The sequence below is a fragment of the Clostridium sp. AM28-20LB genome (genome assembly GCF_003480665.1).
In the GTDB taxonomy this organism is placed as follows: Bacteria; Bacillota; Clostridia; order Lachnospirales; family Lachnospiraceae; genus Otoolea; species Otoolea fessa.
The window spans coordinates 1-20,635 of sequence record NZ_QUJN01000012.1 but is presented as its reverse complement, the minus strand read 5'-3'; the positions used below and the strand labels follow the sequence as shown (position 1 = coordinate 20,635).

General features: G+C 46.6%; 24 protein-coding genes. 23 read left to right on the top strand and 1 reads right to left on the bottom strand.

Features of this window, described 5'->3' with window-relative positions; translation table 11 throughout:
• Positions 1-22: 22 nt before the first annotated feature.
• The 11 genes from DW739_RS15215 to DW739_RS14385 all read left to right on the top strand — a co-directional run bounded on the left by DW739_RS15215 (position 23) and on the right by DW739_RS14385 (position 8,126).
• On the top strand, positions 23-757 hold the full coding sequence (locus tag DW739_RS15215) for a hypothetical protein (RefSeq protein ID WP_243023792.1): 735 nt from the start codon (positions 23-25) through the stop codon (positions 755-757).
• A gap of 27 nt (positions 758-784) precedes the next feature.
• On the top strand, positions 785-1,717 hold the full coding sequence (locus DW739_RS14430; RefSeq protein WP_118743257.1) for a lambda-exonuclease family protein: 933 nt from the start codon (positions 785-787) through the stop codon (positions 1,715-1,717).
• A 159-nt stretch (positions 1,718-1,876) separates the two neighbouring features.
• Positions 1,877-2,155 (top strand): hypothetical protein, encoded by a 279-nt coding sequence (locus tag DW739_RS14425; protein ID WP_118653324.1) that lies wholly within the window; start codon positions 1,877-1,879, stop codon positions 2,153-2,155.
• Between the two features lie 86 nt (positions 2,156-2,241).
• On the top strand, positions 2,242-2,457 hold the full coding sequence (locus DW739_RS14420) for a hypothetical protein (RefSeq protein ID WP_118653326.1): 216 nt from the start codon (positions 2,242-2,244) through the stop codon (positions 2,455-2,457).
• 91 nt (positions 2,458-2,548) lie between these two features.
• Positions 2,549-3,820, top strand: coding sequence for a zinc ribbon domain-containing protein (locus tag DW739_RS14415; protein ID WP_118653328.1), 1,272 nt, complete (start codon positions 2,549-2,551; stop codon positions 3,818-3,820).
• Between the two features lie 88 nt (positions 3,821-3,908).
• On the top strand, positions 3,909-5,393 hold the full coding sequence (locus DW739_RS14410; protein WP_118743256.1) for a hypothetical protein: 1,485 nt from the start codon (positions 3,909-3,911) through the stop codon (positions 5,391-5,393).
• 231 nt (positions 5,394-5,624) lie between these two features.
• Entirely contained in the window at positions 5,625-5,897 is a 273-nt protein-coding gene (locus DW739_RS14405) for an AbrB/MazE/SpoVT family DNA-binding domain-containing protein (protein ID WP_118653332.1), read from the top strand.
• The gene (locus DW739_RS14400; protein ID WP_118653334.1) at positions 5,897-6,298 is read left to right on the top strand and encodes a putative toxin-antitoxin system toxin component, PIN family; all 402 of its coding nucleotides are present in this window, start codon (positions 5,897-5,899) and stop codon (positions 6,296-6,298) included. The genes DW739_RS14405 and DW739_RS14400 overlap by 1 nt, the downstream gene beginning before the upstream one ends.
• Before the next feature lie 333 nt (positions 6,299-6,631).
• Positions 6,632-7,018 carry a thioesterase family protein gene (locus tag DW739_RS14395; protein WP_022358901.1) on the top strand — a complete coding sequence of 129 codons (387 nt, stop codon included), beginning with the start codon at positions 6,632-6,634 and terminating at the stop codon, positions 7,016-7,018.
• 153 nt (positions 7,019-7,171) lie between these two features.
• Positions 7,172-7,831, top strand: coding sequence for a hypothetical protein (locus DW739_RS14390; RefSeq protein ID WP_107001795.1), 660 nt, complete (start codon positions 7,172-7,174; stop codon positions 7,829-7,831).
• A gap of 91 nt (positions 7,832-7,922) precedes the next feature.
• A complete protein-coding gene (locus DW739_RS14385) occupies positions 7,923-8,126 on the top strand; it encodes a hypothetical protein (RefSeq protein ID WP_107001796.1) in 204 nt (67 codons plus the stop codon).
• Here the strand turns inward: DW739_RS14385 and DW739_RS14380 are convergent.
• On the bottom strand, positions 8,103-9,467 hold the full coding sequence (locus DW739_RS14380) for an MATE family efflux transporter (protein WP_118472505.1): 1,365 nt from the start codon (positions 9,465-9,467) through the stop codon (positions 8,103-8,105). The genes DW739_RS14385 and DW739_RS14380 overlap by 24 nt on opposite strands.
• 328 nt (positions 9,468-9,795) lie before the next feature.
• Between DW739_RS14380 and DW739_RS15380 the strand changes: the two genes are divergently transcribed.
• From DW739_RS15380 to hydG, 12 genes are all read left to right on the top strand, one after another.
• Entirely contained in the window at positions 9,796-11,850 is a 2,055-nt protein-coding gene (locus tag DW739_RS15380) for a GNAT family N-acetyltransferase (RefSeq protein ID WP_118743255.1), read from the top strand.
• Between the two features lie 102 nt (positions 11,851-11,952).
• A complete protein-coding gene (locus DW739_RS14370; protein WP_117796749.1) occupies positions 11,953-12,675 on the top strand; it encodes an NAD-dependent protein deacylase in 723 nt (240 codons plus the stop codon).
• 23 nt (positions 12,676-12,698) lie between these two features.
• On the top strand, positions 12,699-12,893 hold the full coding sequence (locus tag DW739_RS14365; protein WP_022358896.1) for a DUF951 domain-containing protein: 195 nt from the start codon (positions 12,699-12,701) through the stop codon (positions 12,891-12,893).
• Positions 12,894-13,133: 240 nt separating this feature from the next.
• Positions 13,134-13,421, top strand: coding sequence for a 30S ribosomal protein S6 (gene rpsF, locus DW739_RS14360; protein ID WP_107001800.1), 288 nt, complete (start codon positions 13,134-13,136; stop codon positions 13,419-13,421).
• 25 nt (positions 13,422-13,446) lie between these two features.
• Complete coding sequence (locus DW739_RS14355) at positions 13,447-13,908, top strand: single-stranded DNA-binding protein (protein WP_022358894.1); 462 nt, start codon at positions 13,447-13,449, stop codon at positions 13,906-13,908.
• Positions 13,909-13,985: 77 nt separating this feature from the next.
• Positions 13,986-14,252, top strand: a complete 267-nt coding sequence (rpsR, locus tag DW739_RS14350) for a 30S ribosomal protein S18 (protein ID WP_022358893.1) — start codon at positions 13,986-13,988, stop codon at positions 14,250-14,252.
• A 290-nt stretch (positions 14,253-14,542) separates the two neighbouring features.
• On the top strand, positions 14,543-15,400 hold the full coding sequence (locus DW739_RS14345) for an amino acid ABC transporter substrate-binding protein (protein ID WP_107001801.1): 858 nt from the start codon (positions 14,543-14,545) through the stop codon (positions 15,398-15,400).
• Positions 15,401-15,599: 199 nt separating this feature from the next.
• Positions 15,600-16,250: an amino acid ABC transporter permease gene (locus DW739_RS14340; protein ID WP_333489850.1), complete on the top strand. Its 651-nt coding sequence runs from the start codon at positions 15,600-15,602 to the stop codon at positions 16,248-16,250.
• A gap of 20 nt (positions 16,251-16,270) precedes the next feature.
• Positions 16,271-17,035, top strand: a complete 765-nt coding sequence (locus DW739_RS14335) for an amino acid ABC transporter ATP-binding protein (RefSeq protein WP_022358890.1) — start codon at positions 16,271-16,273, stop codon at positions 17,033-17,035.
• 506 nt (positions 17,036-17,541) lie between these two features.
• The gene (locus DW739_RS14330) at positions 17,542-17,808 is read left to right on the top strand and encodes a TM1266 family iron-only hydrogenase system putative regulator (protein WP_022358889.1); all 267 of its coding nucleotides are present in this window, start codon (positions 17,542-17,544) and stop codon (positions 17,806-17,808) included.
• Positions 17,809-17,898: 90 nt separating this feature from the next.
• Complete coding sequence (gene hydE / locus DW739_RS14325; RefSeq protein ID WP_233430296.1) at positions 17,899-18,954, top strand: [FeFe] hydrogenase H-cluster radical SAM maturase HydE; 1,056 nt, start codon at positions 17,899-17,901, stop codon at positions 18,952-18,954.
• A 165-nt stretch (positions 18,955-19,119) separates the two neighbouring features.
• Positions 19,120-20,547, top strand: coding sequence for a [FeFe] hydrogenase H-cluster radical SAM maturase HydG (gene hydG, locus DW739_RS14320; RefSeq protein ID WP_118743254.1), 1,428 nt, complete (start codon positions 19,120-19,122; stop codon positions 20,545-20,547).
• Positions 20,548-20,635: the final 88 nt, after the last annotated feature.

Here is a 20,635-nt window from a genome sequence, read left to right as displayed (position 1 = left end):
GAAAAATCAGGAGGGATGAGACATGATCGGAAATAAAATTCGTCTTTTAGAAGCCAGTGAAATTGAATGCAGGGTCGGAAGTATAGGGAAAAATGGCTTGAGTTTGCTTCTATATAAAGATGCCCGTGTGGATCAAAAGATTTTGGATGAATGCTTTTCTCCATGTGGGTGGAAAAGGACGCATCAGGAGATAGGCGGAAATCTGTATTGTACGGTAGAGGTGTGGGATGCCGAGAAACAGCAATGGATAGCCAAGCAGGATGTAGGGACGGAAAGTTACACGGAAAAAGAAAAGGGACAGGCATCGGACAGCTTCAAACGTGCCTGTGTCAACTGGGGAATTGGGAGAGAGCTATATTCGGCTCCGTTCATTTGGATTCCGGTAGAGAAAGCAGCGATTTCATATGATGGGAAAAGATATATAACATCTGAACATTTTCGGGTGTCAGCTATCAGCTACACATTAAACCGGGAAATAGAAAGTCTGGAGATCTGTAACGCCAAAGGAGGCGTCGTATTTAGAAAGCAGTCAGCAGGAACTTCTTCTAACAAGCCAGGAAGAGTGTCTGAAACAGCCAGAGCACATCTGTCAGATAAGATGCGGCGGGATTTACAAAAAGAATTAGAGAGGACAGGGATTTCGCTGGAACAGGTATTGGCACGCTATCATTTAGAAAGGATTGAGCAGATGAAGCCGGAGCATTACCGGGATGCGATGAGTGGACTGAAAAAGTCGAAACCCGTAGCGGCTGCCTAAAATAGGGTGAGGAAAGGAGAAATAGTTATGTGTAAGACGATATCAACAATGGGAATGGAGCATAAGGAATGGTTGAGGCTGCGGAAAGGAGGAATCGGAGGTTCGGACGCCGGAGCTATGTGTGGATTGAATCCATATAGAAGTCCAATGGCGGTTTATTGGGAGAAGACAACGGATACGTTGGATTTATCAGATAATGAAGCAATGCGGCAGGGGAGAGATTTGGAAAATTATGTTGCACAGCGGTTTACAGAAGAGACAGGTAAAAAGGTGCGGCGTTCTAATAAGATGTATTGGAGCGAAGCGCACCCGTTTATGTATGCGGATGTGGATCGGCTGCTTGTGGGGGAAGATGCAGGTTTGGAGTGTAAGACGGTAAGCGCCTACAATGCGGGAAAATGGGAGAATGGAGCGATTCCTATGCATTATCTGATGCAGTGTATTCATTACATGGCGGTAACTGGAAAACGTACCTGGTATATCGCGGCGGTTATACTGGGACAGGGATTTGTATATTCCCGGATTGACTGGGATGAAGAAATGGCAGAACAGCTGATAGCATTGGAAGAGGATTTCTGGAACAATCATATCTTGGTAAGACGGATGCCAGAACCGGATGGCTCTGCATCATGCAGCGCTGTGCTGGAAGAATATTTTCATCGGTTCAAAAAGACGGAAACAAGAGAGCTGTCAGCGGCGATGGAAACAAAATTGAACCGCAGGCAGGATATTTCGGCGGAAATGAAACAACTGGAGAGAGAAAAGGCGCAGATTGAGCAGGAGGTAAAGGTGTTTATGGATGGATGCGGGGAGGCAAACAGCGAACATTACCGGGTAGTGTGGCAGGAAATTGCTTCAGAACGCTTGGATATAAAACGTCTGAAGCAAGAGAAGCCGGAGGTCTATCGGGAGTATGTGCAGAGTAGGAAAAGTAGCAGGTTTACGGTTAAGGTAGCATAGAAAATGAAAAAGTCAGGGAGACTAGGTAAAAGTAGTCTTCCTGATTTTTTGTTATTAAGTGTGTTGAGATTGGATGTGAAAAATATAGATGAAAATTTCAAATGATAATTTCTCTTCAATAGAGATAAAATGGTGGATAAAGAGGTGATGCTTTAGCGTATGAAGCGATATTCAGGAATATATGGTGAATTATTGTCAATAACAGACGAAAATACGATATTGAAAATTTACGAGCAATATAATGGAACAACCATTACGTTCCCTAAAAAATTATACAGTAAGGGTTTTGTTCAGAAATACATATGTGAAAATTATGGAGTTCAGTCAATACAAGAAATATCTAGGTATTTGAATTTGAGTTCAAGGAGAGTAATGCAAATAGCTAAAGAAGAGGGGGTTACCAAAGCAAAAACGAATGCCCAAGAGGAAATTTATTAGTTTTAGAAGGGGAGAATTTTATTAAAACGGAGGAGAAAGTATTATATGCAAATTATTTTGATATTATTGGTGATAGGAATCGGTATATGGATTATAAAAGGGATGAGGTACTTAATGATACGATTGCTCATCCAGAGTTAGAGCAAATATTGCAGAATATGTTTAGATCTGGAGAACCTAGGAGATATGCAAGGGTAGCAATTATGGATGAGGCAATAGTGATAGTAATGAGAAAACGTAGAAGAATTACAATGCAAGAGTATAAGACTGCAATAGAAAGATATTTGGCTAAAATAGCCTAATTTCTTCGTGTAGTACAGATAAAACAAGAATATATACTAATTAGATTTGTACGAATTGTGACTCAAAAATTAAGATAAGGGGGTAGATGGCGTGGAAAATAGGAAAATTAATTATTGCCCTAAATGTGGAAATAAATTAACAGGAGGCGAACGGTTTTGCAGTATATGCGGAAACCCGTTGTTAGATAATTTCCAGACCGAAAATATGATAGTTTCTCAAAATTATGAAAAAAAGGATGAAGAGAAAAAATCTCTTGGGAAATTGAAAAAAATATTACTGGGTATAGGTGCCGTGGTAGTTATGGTTGTGATAGTTATCGCTTTGAGTTTCCCACAAGAGTCGGAGGAAACAGTAAAAGTTCCGGAGGCTGAGAGTGCAGAAGAACAGTTGAACAGCGAAAAGAATGCGGATGGGTTAAAAACTTCGAAAAGCCAGTTAGACATTATTGGCACAATAACAAATATAGGTACGGTAGACCCTAAATTTGAACTATCTAGCAATCAAACGGAGTTTATTCAATCACATTTGGAACTGTTCCCTGCTTCAAATGAGTGTCTGGATGAGTTATCACAATATATTGATACCACTTTAGATTATTCTCATATGATAAAAAATCCAAAAGATATATCCGGCAGATTTGCTTTTATGGAGCAGTTGACCGTGCAGCAAATATGGGAAGAAAATTTTGGAGAAGGGGATTCGCCATATGATTATGTAACTTGTTTAAACTCATATGATGTAAATGGAAATTGCTATTATATTTATTATATAGGAAAACAGACACAAATAGTAGAAGGGGATTTTGCCAGGGTTGTAGCTATGCCAGTAGCATATAGTTCTTATAAAAATCTTGAAGGAACAGATGTGCTCACATTAGTAATGGTGGCATCCGTAATAGAAAATCAGGGAATAAGTGAAATTACAGGCGGATATTTTTCTGGTAAGTATCAGACACAGACGGCAGCGACAGTTCCTGCTGAAGAATATACAGAAAATGCACCCGTATCCAATGAAGTACCTGCGGGTAATTATGGTTCGGATCCATCAGCTTATGCAGGACGGTATGAAGGCGCTGGCTATACAATCGAGTTTAGTGTTGGTTCGGATATTGATACAGATGAAGTTGGTGATGTATGTGTTTATTATGGAGGTAATTGTGAGTCAGAGCATATTCCAGTATATACATGTACTAGCGCGGGAGATTGGAGTATATCAAATTATGATGCGGTTTATGAAATTCGTGAAGAAGGAAATCCTATGTATATGATGTTCTATGAAGCAAATGGAACTGTTTATATGGACTATAGCAGTCCCAATAGAAATGCTGGAGTTTTAGAGCTGGTACAGCGTTATATCTCTTAATGGAATTTGCATCATAGAAATATTAAAGCGCTTGTTTCAATAGGAGGCAAGCGCTTCTTTTGTACTATATAGAAGAAGGGAAGATTTTATGGAAAAACAGAGAAAGAAATGGTATTATTCATATCCGATGTTGATTTTAACGTTTTTTTTATTTTACCCAGCTTCATTAGTATTGACAATACTGAGATTTAAAGACAGAATTGACCAAGAAAAGGGATATAAAATAAGAAGTAAAATAGCTTTTATATGGAACATGGCATGGCTAGTTCTGTATTCAATGGCATTTCTAGAATGGTTTGTTGATTCGAAATGGGAGAGAGAATATCAGAAATATTTGAATGAAAAAAATTATTCATCCGCAAAAGAAGTGTTAAATAGTAAGGCAGATAAAGATGTGACAAAAGATGTGGCGGAAAAATATATAGAGTTATGGGAAGTTTCGGAAGATTATTCAGGAGCAGAAGAAGTCATAGAACGATATTCGGAAAAGCTGTCAGATATAGCGGATTTTGACGGAGCGCTTGAAAAAAAGATAACAGAGATAATGGATGAATTTTCAGCAGAACAGCAAGAAAAAATTCAGTTAATTCTGAATAATGTTGATGAGAAGAAAAAGGTAAATGAAAGCCTTGCACAAGAATCAGCCGAAGCTGAGAGCAGGAATCTGGAAGAGTCAATCGTAGCTGCAAGCAAGGAAAGGGAAGCGGAGATAGTAGCTGAGAGTAAAAAACAGGAAGAGTTGATAGCAGCCGAGAGTAAGAAACAGGAAGAATTGACCGCAAGGGAGAGCCAGGAAAAATTGGAAAAAGTCAGGGAAGCAGACATTGCGAAACAAGAAGAGTTTAGAAATCGGATGCAAGAGTTTGTAAATGAGTGGTCTGACGAATCAAATAAAAAATTGATAAAAAAATTGAAGAAGGAAGATGAGACACAGGTAAAGGAATTTCTGTTAGATAAAATGAAAACAGAAATGCGGGAAAATGATGTTTTGAGGCTTAAAAACATGCAGCTTTACTGTGAAATGTACCAAACCTTATATGGAGTGGAAGATATTAGGGAAATTATCAATCAGGTTAAAACTTTGGATGAAAAATTAAAGCAAGTTCAAAGTATAAAAATAGGAAAGAAAAGTTTTGATATATCAAAGGTGTATGATAGTTGCGCAACAGGGGAATGGTACATTTCACAAAGATTGGAAACCAAATATGATGATACCATTTCAGGCGATATTAGAAAGGAAGTTGACAGTTATCGACAGGTTGAAGGTAGTGAATGGGTAGGTGTAAATGTGACATATACGATGTACGGGCAGGATATAGGAGATGAAAAGGTTGTTTTCTATTCGTCTCAAAAAAATCCTTTTTCAAAATCAGGTTCCTATTTTCTTAGATATGTCGAGTCATCAGAAACAAAAACATTGATTAACGATAACGGATTTGAAAGGACGGTTCCGGTTTATTATTTGTTGGATGATACGATTGATCTCAATGAAAGATATGAAAATTGGTATAGAATTAAAGAGGAGAAACAGCAGGAGGAAGATAAATTAAAGCGTTTGGTTGCATTGAAATAAAATGTATTTCTTTTATATGAGATGAAATTATCTACACCTACTTTTTGCAAGAAGATTTTTTGACAGTCGCGACAAATTTCAAAGGCATTTGTTGACGAGATTGGGATGCGGCTGGCAGAAAATCGTCTTGCAAAAACTGGAAAATTTAAATATTGATATTTTGAAAGTAAGTGTATATAATAAAAGTAGGGAAAACCCTACTTTCCCTATTTTGAAATAGGAGGTGTTTTTATGCTTGCGAATACATTTATTGATAATGCGAAAGTAATGGCGAAAGGTCAGGTTACAATTCCAAAGGATGTACGTGAAATTTTGGGTGTCTCCAGCGGGGATAGAATTACCTTTGTTGTAGAGAATGGAAGCGTTAGACTCATTAATTCAGCCGTTTATGCAATGCAGATGTTACAGGCACAGATGGCAGGGGAGGCAGAAGAAGCAGGGCTTACATCGGATGAGGCGGTAATGGACTTGGTAAAAGAGGTTCGTGCGGAAAGTGAGGCATAATGAGAGTTCTGATTGATACCAATATTCTCATTTCGGCAGCGCTTAGCAGTACGGGTACACCTTTCAAGGCATTTGTGAAGGCGGTAACGTATCCGAATCACGGACTTGTCTGTGAACAAAACATAGATGAGATGCGGAGAATTTTTAATCGAAAATTTCCTAAAAAGATATCAGCTTTGGAACGATTTTTATCATTGTCATTAATGACACTGGAGATTGTTCCTACTCCGCTGGAAGAGCATAGTTCGGAAGAGCAGATAAGGGATGTGAAGGATCGACCGATTCTTCGGGCGGCGATTCATGCAAATGCAGATGTACTTTTAACGGGAGATAAAGACTTCTTAGAGTCTGGTGTAACAAATCCGAAGATTATGACAGCGACAGATTTTGTCCAATTATAAAAAATAAGGCACCAATAGGGCACCAAATGAGTGCACCGTGTCTGGGAACGTAGTATTTATGCGGCTTCCAGAGACTGGCGATCAAGGTCTGCAACACCCTGATCACCAGTTCAAATCTGGTTGTCGCCTCTGAGGAATCATCGAAAGATGGTTCCTTTTTTTATGCCTGAAAAGCCGTATTTTACAAGGATTTTCGGGATTTCAACTGTGTGATTCGCTGTAAAGTAAGATGCGCTATCCGATTTTCACATCTTCTGCTATAATAGAATCATTCACGAAACGGCATTTTAAATAGCCGCAACAAAATTATTTTATAATATGGAGGAAGCGAAAATGGCAGAAAAATTACAGGAATACAGCCTGACCTGGGAAGTAACGGATGAGATGACGGCAAAGCGAATCGGAAGCGCAGGTTCCCAAATTTTGTCTACTCCGAATATGGTGGCCCTGATGGAGGCGGCAGCGCTGGAACTGGCGAAATCGTATCTGGAGGAAGGACAGACGACGGTCGGAGCGGAGATTCACTGCCGCCATCTGGCGCCGACGCCGGTGGGAATGAAGGTAACAGCGACTGCAAAACTCCGCAGCATTGAGCGCCGGAAAATGTGGTTTGATATTGAAGTAAACGATGAGAAGGGCAAATGCGGCGAAGGGTCCCATCTGCGGATCATGGTAAATTCAAAGGCGATGAGCGACAAGGCTGCGAGCAAGGCGGAATAAGGAGTATCAGGTTTAAGTATCATGCGTGGATTTTGCCGTTCTGGAATAAGGGGGAGCGGCAAAATCAGCTTGTGGTATGCCATGCGTGTGAATAGAGATAAAGAAAAGTGACTGGTCACGTGTGTGTGCAGTAACATAGAAAGAGAGGCAGCGGTGCGGACAGAAACGATAGGGTGGATCATTGGCATTTTGATTGCGGCAGCGCTTGTCTGGTGGATTTACCGCAAAATAAAGAGGAAAATACGGCAGCTGGCGAGTACGCCGGAGGTACAGGTGTTTCGGTATGTGGCAAAGCATTTATCGGAAGGTGATTTGACGCAGCCAGACGCATCCAAACCGCGTTCGCTGGCGGGAATGGACCGGCTGTGCCTGCCGCAGATTGCAAAAGATTTCCCGGAGTTTAACTGGAGCGAGTGGAAGACTCAGATCGAGACAGAATTGAGAAAAAAACTGGAAAAAGAGTATCAGAAGGTACATATCCACCGGACGGTCATCAGCCGCTATCAGAAGGAAAAAGGACTCTGCCGGATTCTGTGTGAGTCGGCGGTCGAGTATGAGGAAATGACTGAATATGAGAAAACGCCTGAGATGCAGTCAGAACTGCATTCGAATCTGATTCAGACAGTTTATGAGACGGAACTGGTGTATGTCTATGAGGATGCGAAAACAGCAGGGGCAGCGGTTTCGCTTATCTGTCCAAACTGCGGTGCACCGATTCAGAAGCTGGGGTTGAAAAAGTGTGAATATTGTGGTTCCGTGCTGGAAGTCCAGAATAAGAAGGCGTGGAGACTGCTGGAGATGCGGGAAAAGTAAGCGGGTGATCTCACGGTAGAATCCGGTGATGGGGAGAGAATGCTCCCAGATAAATTGCAGAAGAGTTTTATATGGGGGCAGGAGCTTCCTGATGGCTGCCGCGAAAGCGGACAACCATGCAGGTAGTTTCCTGCCATTTGTCTGTGCCCGGAACGGAGGGAGCTTTCAGCGAAATGCCGACACCAACCGTTCCAAGCCAGACCGCTGTTTCCGTCAGAGGCTTGTTGAACTGGCGGATGGAAGTTTTAAGATCCAGATGGGAATGCAGCATTTATTCTGTTTCAACTGGATGTAAATTCATAACCAGCTTTTCCGGATGCCGCCTAATCCACCGCAATGCAATCAGGCAGATGGCAACGGAGATGAGAGATCCGATCGGCGCTGCGAGTCCCATCGGATACAGTGTTTCTGGGAAATAGCGGCAGGCAAGCCATGCCAGCGGGATGCGCGCTACCACGATCGAGATGCAGTTGTGCAGGAACGACAGCCCGGACAGTCCGCAGGCGCAGAAGAAACCGCTGCAGCAGAAATGGATACCGGCGATCATGCAGTCCAGCACATAGCTCTTCATATACTGGGTTCCGAGCCGGACAACCTCTGCCTCATCAGTAAAGAGGGAGACGGCGGCACCGGCAGCAAACTGCATGGCAATTGCGATGATCAGCCCGAAAGAAAATGTGATGCAGATCGCGTAGCGCAGCGTCTGACGGGCACGCTCAGGTTTTCCGGCGCCCAGGTTTTGAGCGGAGAGGGCGGAAACCGTGGAGAGAAGCGAGGATGGAACCAGAAACAGGATTCCGATCAGCTTTTCAACGATTCCGACCGCCGCCGCATCATTTAATCCGCGCTGGTTGGCAAACATGGTAATAACCAGAAAAGAAACCTGTATAAAGCCGTCCTGAACTGCAACTGGGATTCCGACCTGCAGGATGGAGGCTATGGTAGTCTTATGTGGATGGAGGTCACGGAGACGAAAACCCGGAAACATCCGTTTTTTAATGATTACGACCAGGGCGATCAGGACACTGCACATCTGTGACAGGGTCGTGCCGAGCGCCGCGCCGGACGGACCGAGCGAAAACACGCCCATTAAAAGGTAATCAAGCGCAATATTGATAATACAGGCGATTGCAACGAAATACATCGGACTTTTGGAGTCGCCCATGCCGCGGAAAATAGAGCTGATGATATTGTAGGCGGTGATGAACGGGATGCCGGCAAAGCAGATCATCAGATATGCCGCGGTGCCGTTTACCGCTTCCTCCGGGACAGACAGGAGCCTGATAATGCCGTGAACCGCCGTCAGCAGAAGTCCGGTCAGAAGAATGGACAGACCTGCAAATAAGGAAATCGTGTTACCGATGCCGCGCGCCGCAAGCTTCCGGTCACCCGCGCCGACCGCGCGTCCGATGAGAACCGTTGCGCCCATCGCCAGACCAACGATCATAACCGTCAGCATATGCATGACCTGACTGCCGACCGAGACCGCCGTCGTCCCATCCACGCCTCCAAACTGCCCGATAATAAACAGATCCGCCATGCCGTAGAGTGTCTGTAAAAAATAAGATAACAAATATGGCAAGGAGAAATAGATAACTGTTTTCAGCACACTGCCGGAGGTGAGATTCTTTTCCATGAATAAATCCTCGTCTTTCTGGTAAAAATAGATGACTCTGCCGTCGGCCGTCAGAAAGAAAACGCCGCAGAAATCATTTTCTGAGTATAGTTTATCAGAAATAACTATAATGTCTACAATAATTATAGAGTCAAGGGAAGAAAATCCTTGTTTTTAAGTAGGAAATTTGTGGTATAATATGAGCACTTAGCGAGGTGTTTTCGAGCTTAGTGCGAGTCATACCTAAATACTTAATGAAGCAGAGCCAAAGGCGATAGCTGAATTTAGTATTTATGGTATAATATGAGAAGGCAAATAAAACCCACTTTGATTTTACACAGGAGGTTTCATGAGTTTAGAGTTTAAAAAAATTGAAGTTAACAGTATCCAGGAGATGCTTCCGTTTTACGCGATGCGCCACAATATGACGTGCGACAGCGTATTTCTGGAGAGCTATGTCTGGAAAGATTATTATAATGTCCGCTATGCAATCTGGGAAAATAAGGCGCTTTTATGGCTGATGGAGAATGAAGGACGTTGTTTTTCCGCGATGCCGCTGTGCCGGGAGGAAGACCTGCCGGGGGCGTTTGCGGCGATTGAGGAGTATTTTAATGAAGAACTGGGATATCCGTTGGTTATCAATCTGGCGGATGAGTATGCAGTGAAATATTTAAATCTGCCGGAGGACAAATATCTGGTGGAAGAGCAGGTCGATTCGAGGGATTATCTCTACAACGGCGATGCGATGCGTTCCCTGGCGGGAAAGAAACTGCATAAGAAGAAAAACCGCGTCAACGCATTTAAGCGCGAATATGAGGGGCGCTATGAGTACCGCCGTCTGTGCTGTTCGGACAGCCACGATGTCTGGGTTTTTCTGGACCGCTGGAGACAGCAGAAGGGCGAGGAGGTCGAGGAACATCTCGATTATGAGGTAAAGGGCATTCACGATATTCTGAAAAATTGTTCAGAATTCAGCATCCACATGGGCGGCGTGTATATCGACGGTCAGATGGAGGCATTTACGATCGGAAGCTACAATCCGGTGGAACATATGGCGGTTATCCATATTGAGAAGGCAAACCCGGAGATCAACGGTCTGTACCAGTTTATCAACCGACAGTTCCTGATAGAGGAATTTCCTGAGGCTGAGTGGGTCAACCGCGAGGACGATATGGGATTAGAGGGACTCCGGAAGGCGAAAATGACGTATTATCCGGCGGATTATGCACGCAAATATCTGGTAGAACAGCTGTTAAACGGCAGCAAGGGCTATCACTGGGCGGAGCAGATCGCCAATACGACGGCGGGAAGTGTGCTGACGTATCTGGACGCGGAGGATAAGGACGAGACGAAGCATCTCTGGCATATGTGTTTCCCGGAAGATTCGGAGAGTTTTATCGAGTATTATTATAAGGAAAAGACGAAGGATAACGAGATTCTGGTGAAAAAGGATAATGGACTTCTGATTTCGATGGTGCAGTACAATCCGTATGCGGTGAAGCTGCGTGGACGCCTCTGGAAGCTCGATTATCTGGTCGGGGTGGCGACCGAGGAGAGCCGCCGCCGCGAAGGACATTTCCGGGACGTATTTGTGAAAATGCTTCACGACGAGGAGGCAGCCGGAAAGCCGATCACGTATCTGGTCCCGGTCAACCCGGCTGTGTATGCGCCGATGGGATTTACCTTCATCGGAAATGTGGCATCCTATGAGCTGACCGAGAAGGCGAAACAGACGCTGACGCGCACGGTGTGCCAGGATACTCCGGAGGACTGCGGGCGGGCTGCCGTCTATATGGAACAGTGGCTGGGCGCACGGTATGAGATGTATACGCGCCGGGATGCGGCGTATGTGAGCCGTCTCATCAAGGAGCTGGCTTCTGAAAATGGCACGTTGGAATTTCTGGAACAGGACGGCAGGCTGGTTGGCCTGGATGCCTACTGGGGCTGGGAAGTCCGTGAACACCGGCTTTTGTATGCGGAGGACGCATACACGGTCAAGACGGGCGAGAAGCCGTGGAATATGGCGCGCCTGACGAATATCGGGGCGCTGCTGGCGGCATTTGGCTTAAAACAGGCAGAGCAGCAGGGAGAAGAAAAACGTATGCTCACACTGGGCATCCGTATGAATGATCCGATTCTGGAAATGAACAACGGTGAGTTTGTCTGGACGATTGGGGAGACAGGTTCCAGCCTGAAGGCGCGGAAACCGGAGCCGGATACCTGCGGCTGCACGGAAAATGTTTCCATATGGCTGGAGACGAAGCCGGAAGAGCTGGTGAGCTGGCTGTTTGGCTGCCGGAAAGCGGAAGAAATCTGGGGCGGACAGCTTGAAAATAAGGGGCTGGCAGAGATTCTGGCACAGGTGGATACGGTGAACGGCGTGTATCTGGATGAGATCGTGTAGAGTGCGTGCTGTAATTGTATAGGATAGAGAATGTGCTGATTTCATGTAAACTAATAGCAACCGCTTTTATGTTTTCAGAAAAAGGAGAGGAGAGTGCGTCAGATGGGAGAGACAGACACATTAAAAAAATGGATTAATGAGTCAAATTATATTGTATTTTTTGGCGGGGCGGGTGTTTCGACCGAGAGCAATATCCCGGATTTTAGAAGCACGGACGGGCTGTACCATCAGGAGTATGACTATCCGCCGGAAACGATTTTAAGCCACAGCTTTTATATGAGAAAGCCAGAGGAATTTTACCGGTTTTACCGCAATAAGATGCTGTTCCCGAATGCAAAGCCGAACCGGGCGCATCTGGCGCTGGCGAAGCTGGAGCAGGAAGGAAAGCTGAAAGCGGTCATTACCCAGAATATCGACGGGCTGCACCAGGCAGCAGGCAGCAAAGAGGTGCTGGAGCTGCACGGATCGGTGCTCCGCAACCATTGTACGCGCTGCGGCAGGTTTTACGGATTGGATGATATTTTGAAGATGAAGGGCGTGCCGAAGTGCGGCTGCGGCGGCGTGATCAAGCCGGATGTCGTGCTGTATGAGGAAGGACTGGACAATGAGGTAATTGAGCGGTCAATTGCCCATATCCGCAAGGCAGATATGCTGATCATCGGCGGTACCTCGCTGGTGGTGTACCCGGCAGCGGGGCTGATTGATTATTATCATGGAAATAAACTGGTTCTGATCAATAAATCAGCGACCTCGCGCGATGGTCAGGCGGATCTGGTTATCAGCGACAGCATCGGGAAGGTGCTGGGGGACGCGGTCGGAGTATAAGGTAGTAACAGGGGAGAGAGGAAATGGTATACGAGGTTGGAGATATTGTAAAACTCAAAAAGCCGCACCCGTGCGGCAGCCATGAGTGGGAGATCCTGCGGGTCGGCGCGGATTTCCGTTTGAAATGTGCCGGCTGCGGGCATCAGGTGATGATGGCACGACCATTGGTGGAAAAGAGTACCAGAGGACTGAAAAAAGCGGGAGAGAAGTCCGAATAAGAGCGGCGGGTGGGCGTACAGATGCAGGCAGCTTCATGATCTGGCAGTCAGTAAAAGAATGCTGCAAGAAGGGGCAGAAAGCCCGGAAAAAACGAGAAAATTTACATAGAAAATCTCGAAAAAGTGCTTGCCAAGCCGTTCCTTTTTTGGTATCATAGATATTCGGTAATATATAACACAAAAATCCTTACTCCCTGCTGGAGTCAGGGGGTCAGTGACCACAAGGAGGTAAGAAAGAGCATGAACAAATATGAATTAGCAGTTGTTCTTAGCGCAAAACTCGAGGACGAAGAGAGAGCCGCAGCGATGGAGAAAGTAACAGGTTACATCACACGTTTCGGCGGTACAGTAACTGACATTGATGAATGGGGCAAGAAGAGACTTGCTTACGAGATTCAGAAAATGAAAGAAGGATTCTACTACTTCGTACATTTCGAGTCTGATTCCGTATGCCCGAATGAGGTGGAGAACCACATCCGCATCATGGAGCCGGTTATCAGATACTTATGCGTAAGACAGGATGCGTAAGAGTAGATAAAGAAAGAGTGATCGTATGAATAAAGTAATTCTGATGGGCAGATTAACGAGAGATCCGGAAGTGAGATACTCTCAGGGCGAGAGAGCTATGGCAATCGCCAGATACACGCTGGCAGTAGACCGCAGAGGCCGCAGAGGCGGAAACGGAGACGACAGCGCACAGACAGCGGATTTCATTCCGTGTGTTGCATTTGACAGAGCAGGCGAATTCGCTGAGAAGTATTTTCATCAGGGAACCAAGCTCGTAGTAACCGGAAGAATTCAGACTGGCAGCTATACCAATCGTGACGGCCAGAAAGTATATACGACAGAAGTGATTGTAGAGGATCAGGAATTTGCAGAGAGCAAGAATGCGGCATCTGGCAACAGCGACGGCGGTTACCGTCCGGCAGAGCGCCCGGCTCCGTCCAGCGCAATCGGCGATGGATTCATGAATATTCCTGATGGAGTAGAAGACGAAGGCCTTCCGTTCAACTAGGTTCGGGAATCGGTCCCCCGGCGGACGGAGTGCGCGAGAGCGCCATCAGGCTGATGTGTGTGAAGGAGGAAAGACCAATGGCATTCAATAAAGGCGATAAAACAGACGCTTCCAAGATCAGAAGAGGCGGTATGCGTAGAAGAAAAAAAGTTTGTGTATTCTGCGGCGAGAAGAACGGCGAAATCGATTACAAAGATACAAATAAATTAAAGAGATACGTATCTGAGAGAGGAAAAATCCTTCCGAGACGTATCACTGGCAACTGTGCTAAACATCAGAGAGCTCTGACTGTAGCTATCAAGAGAGCAAGACATCTGTCCCTGATGCCGTATGTTTGCGAGTAATCCTTGTAAAATAAGGTTTTTTTAAGGGTAAAAAAAGATTTTTACTCAAATTCCACTCAATTATTGAGGATAAAAATGATTGGGATTCCATGTGAGAGATCATGTGGGATCCCTTTTTGTATAATAGGAAATTCCATGGAATTCCCTATTACACAAAAAGACAGATTTCAAAAATAAGTGCTTTACAAAAACGCTTTAGTATGCTAATATGGTAGCATATTAAAAAGCGAGACGGAAACCGGCAAAGGGAGAACGGCTTCCACTGTCTGAAAATGAGGAGGACACCAATTATGAAAAAGAGATTTGTGAGCGCAGCGCTGGCTGCAGTAATGGCACTTTCCATGACCGCATGTGGCAGCAGCAACAGCGCAGCAGAGACAACCGCAGCAGACACAGAGGCGGCTGAGAGCCAGGCAGAGGAAACCACCGCAGAAGAGGCGAAGACAACCGACGGCGGCACTCTGATTGTTGGTTTTGATCAGGATTTCCCGCCGATGGGATTTGTAGGCGATGACGGCGAGTACACCGGATTTGACCTGGAGCTGGCACAGGAAGTTGCAAAACGCCTGGGTCTGGAATATAAGGCACAGCCGATTGCCTGGGATTCTAAAGATATGGAGCTTGAGTCCGGCAATATCGACTGCATCTGGAATGGATTTACGATGACGGGTCGTGAGGATGATTACACCTGGACTGAGCCGTACATGGCAAACCAGCAGGTATTTGTCGTAGCCAATGATTCGGATATCAGCAGCCAGGCGGATCTGGCAGGCAAGATCGTAGAGGTTCAGGCAGATTCTTCCGCAGAGGCAGCTTTAAAAGAGGCACCGGAACTGACCGCTACTTTCAAGGAGCTTCTGACAACCGCTGATTACAACACCGCATTCATGGATCTGGAGCAGGGCGCCGTTGATGCCATTGCGATGGACGTAATCGTAGCAGGCTATCAGATTCAGCAGAGAAACGCTGATTTCAAGATTCTGGACGATTCCCTTTCTGAGGAAGAATACGGCGTAGGCTTCAAGAAGGGCAACACCGAGTTAAGAGATAAAGTTCAGAGCACTCTGGAAGAGATGGCAGAGGATGGAACCTTACAGGAAGTTTCTGAGAAATGGTTTAGCAAAGACGTAACTACCATCGGCAAATAGTAATTAATTGTTGATTGTAAAAACGAAACATTATTAAATAATAGGAATAGGGACGGCTGTGAATGATTTCATGGCAGTCCCCATTCGCGGTTTATGTGTTTAACTGTGAAGTCACAGCACATTCCGTTACCGGGCACGTATGCGTGAACAGTAACGAATCTACATTTTAGAAAGCAGGTATGGGATAATTATGGGTAAGATGACACTCCAGCAGATGATTACACAGCTTGCGGGTGGTATGGCAGTCAGCACACAGATTTTTGTGATCACACTGCTATTTTCACTTCCGTTAGGACTCGTGATCGCGTTCGGGCGTATGTCGAAGAACAAGCTGATCCAGACGATTGTAAAAGTATATATTTCGATTATGCGAGGCACACCGCTGATGCTGCAGCTGATGGTGGTGTATTTTGGACCGTATTATCTGTTCCGCATCAAAGTCGGCAGCAGTTACCGTCTGTGGGCTACCTTCATCGGTTTTGTCATTAACTATGCGGCATATTTTGCCGAGATTTACCGCAGCGGCATCCAGTCGATGCCGGTCGGACAGTATGAGGCAGCGGAGATTCTGGGTTATGGAAAGGCACAGACCTTCTTCAAGATCATCCTGCCGCAGGTAATCAAGCGGATTCTTCCGTCGGTGACGAATGAGGTCATCACGCTGGTAAAAGATACGTCTCTGGCGTTTACGTTGAGCGTGGCGGAGATGTTCTCAATCGCCAAGGCGCTGGCGGCATCCCAGACGAATATGATGCCGTTTGTAGCAGCAGCCGTCTTTTACTACATTTTCAATCTGGTTGTGGCAGTTGCAATGGAATGGATTGAGAAAAAGCTGGATTATTACCGATAGAAGCGGGAGGAATGTGGAAAATGAACTTGTTAGAATTAAATCATGTGGAAAAATCATTCGGCGATCTGTCGGTTTTAAAGGATATTTCACTGAGTGTGAGCGAGGGCGAGATCGTGTCCATCATCGGACCGTCCGGTTCGGGTAAATCGACGCTTCTGCGCTGCGCGACGATGCTGGAGACGATGGATCACGGCGAGATCGTATATTTAGGAAAGAGAGCAGCCTGGACGGGCGCGGATGGCAAGGTCAGCTATGCGGATAAGAAGGACATGAAGGAGATCCGCAGCCAGTACGGTCTGGTATTCCAGAATTTTAACCTGTTTCCGCACTATTCTGTGCTGAAAAATATCACAGACGCGCCGATCCATGTGCAGAAGCGCGACAAGGAGACGGTTTATAAAGAGGCGCGCGAGCTTCTGAAAAAAATGGGTCTGGAGGATAAGGAGGACTATTATCCGTACCAGCTCTCCGGCGGTCAGTGCCAGCGTGTGGCGATCGCCCGTGCATTGGCACTGAATCCGAAGATTCTGTTTTTCGACGAGCCGACCTCCGCACTAGATCCGGAGCTGACGGGAGAAGTATTGAAGGTTATTAAGTCGTTAGCGGATCTGCACATCGCGATGGTGATTGTTACCCATGAGATGGCGTTTGCGAAAGATATTTCCCACCGCGTGATCTTCATGGCAGACGGACTCATCGTCGAGGAGGGCGCGCCGGAGAAGGTGTTTGCTTCGGATAATGAGAGAACGAAGAGCTTTTTGGGACGGTATGGGAAGATTCTGTAAGAAATAATTAGGAAAATGGAAGATGGGCGTTGCTGGTTTTGGAGTGGAAAATCGGCGACGCCCGTTTTTTATGGGGAAGCATTTTATGGGGAAGCATATAAGTGTTATTTGCAATTTTACAGTAAATGTGATACGCTTTTATCAAGTATTCCGATTTGCGAGGCAGTAGATACCTTTCAAAAAGGAATGGAACAGAAATAATCGAGTGTTCCGGCGATGCTGGAAGTGGTGAAAAGCGATGCTGACGTTTGAGACGGGTCTTGAAGGAAAGGGGAGCGGTTCATGGAGATTCGTATACCCTTTTTGAGATGGATGGAGTCCGCGTCTGCGCGGGCTCTTTTTGATCCATTTGCTCTATAGAAAGGCGGGGCTGGAAAAAGTGGTGCCTGTGGATGGAAGATTTTGCAGGACAGGATCGCAGCATGGTTTTTAGCAGAGATATTTGAAATGGTATCTGTTGTAGAGAAAAATTTGGACAGATAAACAGGAAGATATGAGGGAAAAACATGGAGACAGAATCAAGAGTTGCCGTGATCGGTATTGTGGTCGATCAGACGGGAGATACGGAAGAGTTGAATAAGGTGCTGCACCAGTACGGGCAGTATATCGTAGGGCGGATGGGGATTCCTTACCACAAACGGAACGTGAATATTATCAGCGTCGTGATTGACGCGCCGGGTGATGTGATCAGTGCGCTGTCCGGGAAGCTGGGGATGCTGCGGGGGATTTCTTCGAAGGCGCTGTATTCGAAGGCACCGGAAGCACAGGAATGAAAACGAGGTGGCGGAATGGCAGATTTTACACGCGCGGGACTTCGACCGTCTGACTGGTGGCGGGAGGCGGTCCGTCCAGGCGCTGAACAGATAGAAACGATTACAGAATTAAAGAGATTGATTGACCGTCTGGAAGCGGGGGAGTCCCTGACGGAGGATGAGTGGGTCAGTCTGATCGAGGGACGTTCACCGGAGCTGGCGGACTACCTCTTTGAAAAAGCGCGCTGCATCCGGGAAAGAGAGTACGGAAAAGCGGTGTATGTGCGGGGACTCATTGAGTGCAGCAATTATTGCAAAAACGACTGTCTTTATTGCGGCATCCGGAGGAGCAACCGAAATGCAAGCCGGTACCGCCTGAGTCGGGAGGAGATTCTTTCCTGCTGTGAGAATGGTTATCAGCTGGGATTCCGCACCTTTGTTTTGCAGGGCGGTGAGGATCCGGCGATGACGGATGACTGGGTGATGGAGATGGTGCAGGCGATCCGGGCAGGATTTCCAGATTGTGCGATTACTTTGTCGCTCGGAGAAAAGAAGTATGATACGTTGAAACGCTGGAAAGAGGCAGGGGCGGACCGGTATCTGCTGCGCCATGAGACGGCGGACGCGTGCCATTACGCGAGCCTGCATCCGGCAGAGATGTCATTTGAACACCGGATGCAGTGCCTGCGTGATTTAAAGGCGCTTGGTTATCAGACCGGATGCGGTTTTATGGTCGGTTCGCCGCACCAGACGACGCACTGTCTGGCGAGAGATATGCGTTTTATCGAAGAACTGGATCCGGAAATGGTGGGAATCGGTCCGTTTATTCCGCAGCACGACACTCCGTTTGGCGGGGAGGCAGCAGGAACGTTGGAAGAGACACTGTTTCTTTTAGGGCTGCTTCGCCTGCTGAAGCCGAAAGTGCTGCTTCCGGCGACGACGGCGCTCGGAACGATTCACCCGATGGGGCGCGAACTGGGAATTCTGGCAGGCGGAAACGTCGTGATGCCGAACCTGTCTCCGGTCGGGGTGCGCGCCAAATATATGCTTTATGACAATAAAATCTGCACGGGAGACGAGGCGGCGGAGTGCGTCAGCTGCATGAAGCGGCGCATGGAAAGCATCGGGTACGAGGTAGTCGTCGACCGGGGAGATTATAAGGGGTAAAAGCCTGCAATTTGGTTTGTTGGCATCGAAAGATGCTTACAGATAAATAAACTGACGGGGAAGGACGCGATTGGCGGCTGGTTATGCGGGCATTTTTGAAATTGAAAATGCCGGAGGAAAACATGATAGCTATCATCCTGACCTGTAAGAGAAGGAGAAGAGACTATGAGTTACAATTACAACCCATCATCCAAAAAGGCAGAGGAATTTATCAACCATGAGGAAATTTTAGAGACTCTTTCCTATGCCGAGAAGAACAAAAACAACGTGGAACTGATCGATCGGATTCTGGCGAAGGCGCGGCTTCGAAAAGGGCTGAGCCACCGTGAGGCGGCAGTGCTTCTTGACTGTGAGATTCCGGAAAAGGTGGAGGAGATCTTTGAACTGGCACGTCAGATCAAGCAGGATTTCTACGGAAACCGGATCGTCATGTTTGCGCCGTTGTATCTGTCGAATTACTGCGTGAATGGCTGCGTGTACTGTCCATACCACATGAAAAACAAGCACATTGCCAGAAAGAAGCTGACGCAGGAGGAAATCCGGCAGGAGGTAATTGCGCTTCAGGATATGGGACATAAACGTCTGGCGCTGGAGACGGGCGAGGATCCGGTTAACAGCCCGATCGAATATGTGCTGGACAGTATCAGGACAATTTACAGCATCAAGCATAAAAACGGGGCGATCCGCCGGGTCAATGTCAATATTGCGGCGACGACGGTGGAGAATTACCGGAAACTGAAAGAGGCGGGAATCGGAACATATATCCTGTTCCAGGAGACGTACCACAAGGAGAGCTATGAGCGCCTGCATCCGACGGGACCAAAGCACAATTACTGTTATCACACGGAGGCGATGGACCGCGCGATGGAGGGCGGCATCGATGATGTGGGAATCGGCGTTTTATTTGGTCTGGAGTTGTACCGGTATGAATTTGCAGGACTTTTGATGCACGCGGAACATCTGGAGGAAGTTTTTGGCGTTGGTCCGCACACCATCAGCGTGCCGCGCATCCGCCGGGCGGACGATATCGACCCATCGACCTTTGACAACGGCATCAGCGACGATATTTTTGAGAAGATCGTAGCCTGCATCCGGGTGGCAGTTCCGTACACGGGCATGATTATTTCAACGAGAGAGAGCAAAGCCTGTCGGGAGCGGGTGCTGCGGCTGGGCGTATCGCAGATCAGTGGCGGTTCCCGCACCAGTGTCGGCGGATATGCAGAGGAAGAGCCGGAGGAGGAAAATTCGGCGCAGTTCGATGTGAGCGACAACCGGACACTCGACCAGGTGGTCCGCTGGCTGATGGAATTAGGCTATATTCCAAGCTTCTGTACGGCGTGCTACCGGGAAGGACGGACGGGCGACCGCTTTATGAGCCTTTGCAAGAGCGGGCAGATTCAGAACTGTTGTCATCCGAATGCGCTGATGACGCTCAAGGAGTATCTGGAAGATTATGCGGCACCGGGGACGAAAGAGATTGGAGAGAAGCTGATTCAGGCGGAGATCGGTTCGATTCCGAAAGAAAAAGTGCAGGAGATTGTGCGGAAAAATCTGGTTGAAATTGAAAAGGGGCAGCGGGATTTCAGGTTTTAGGACAATAAGCGGGAATCCTTGGCAATTTGATTACCGAGATGAAAGCGCAGGAGTGTGCATATCTGCACAATGCAAATAGTATAATAAT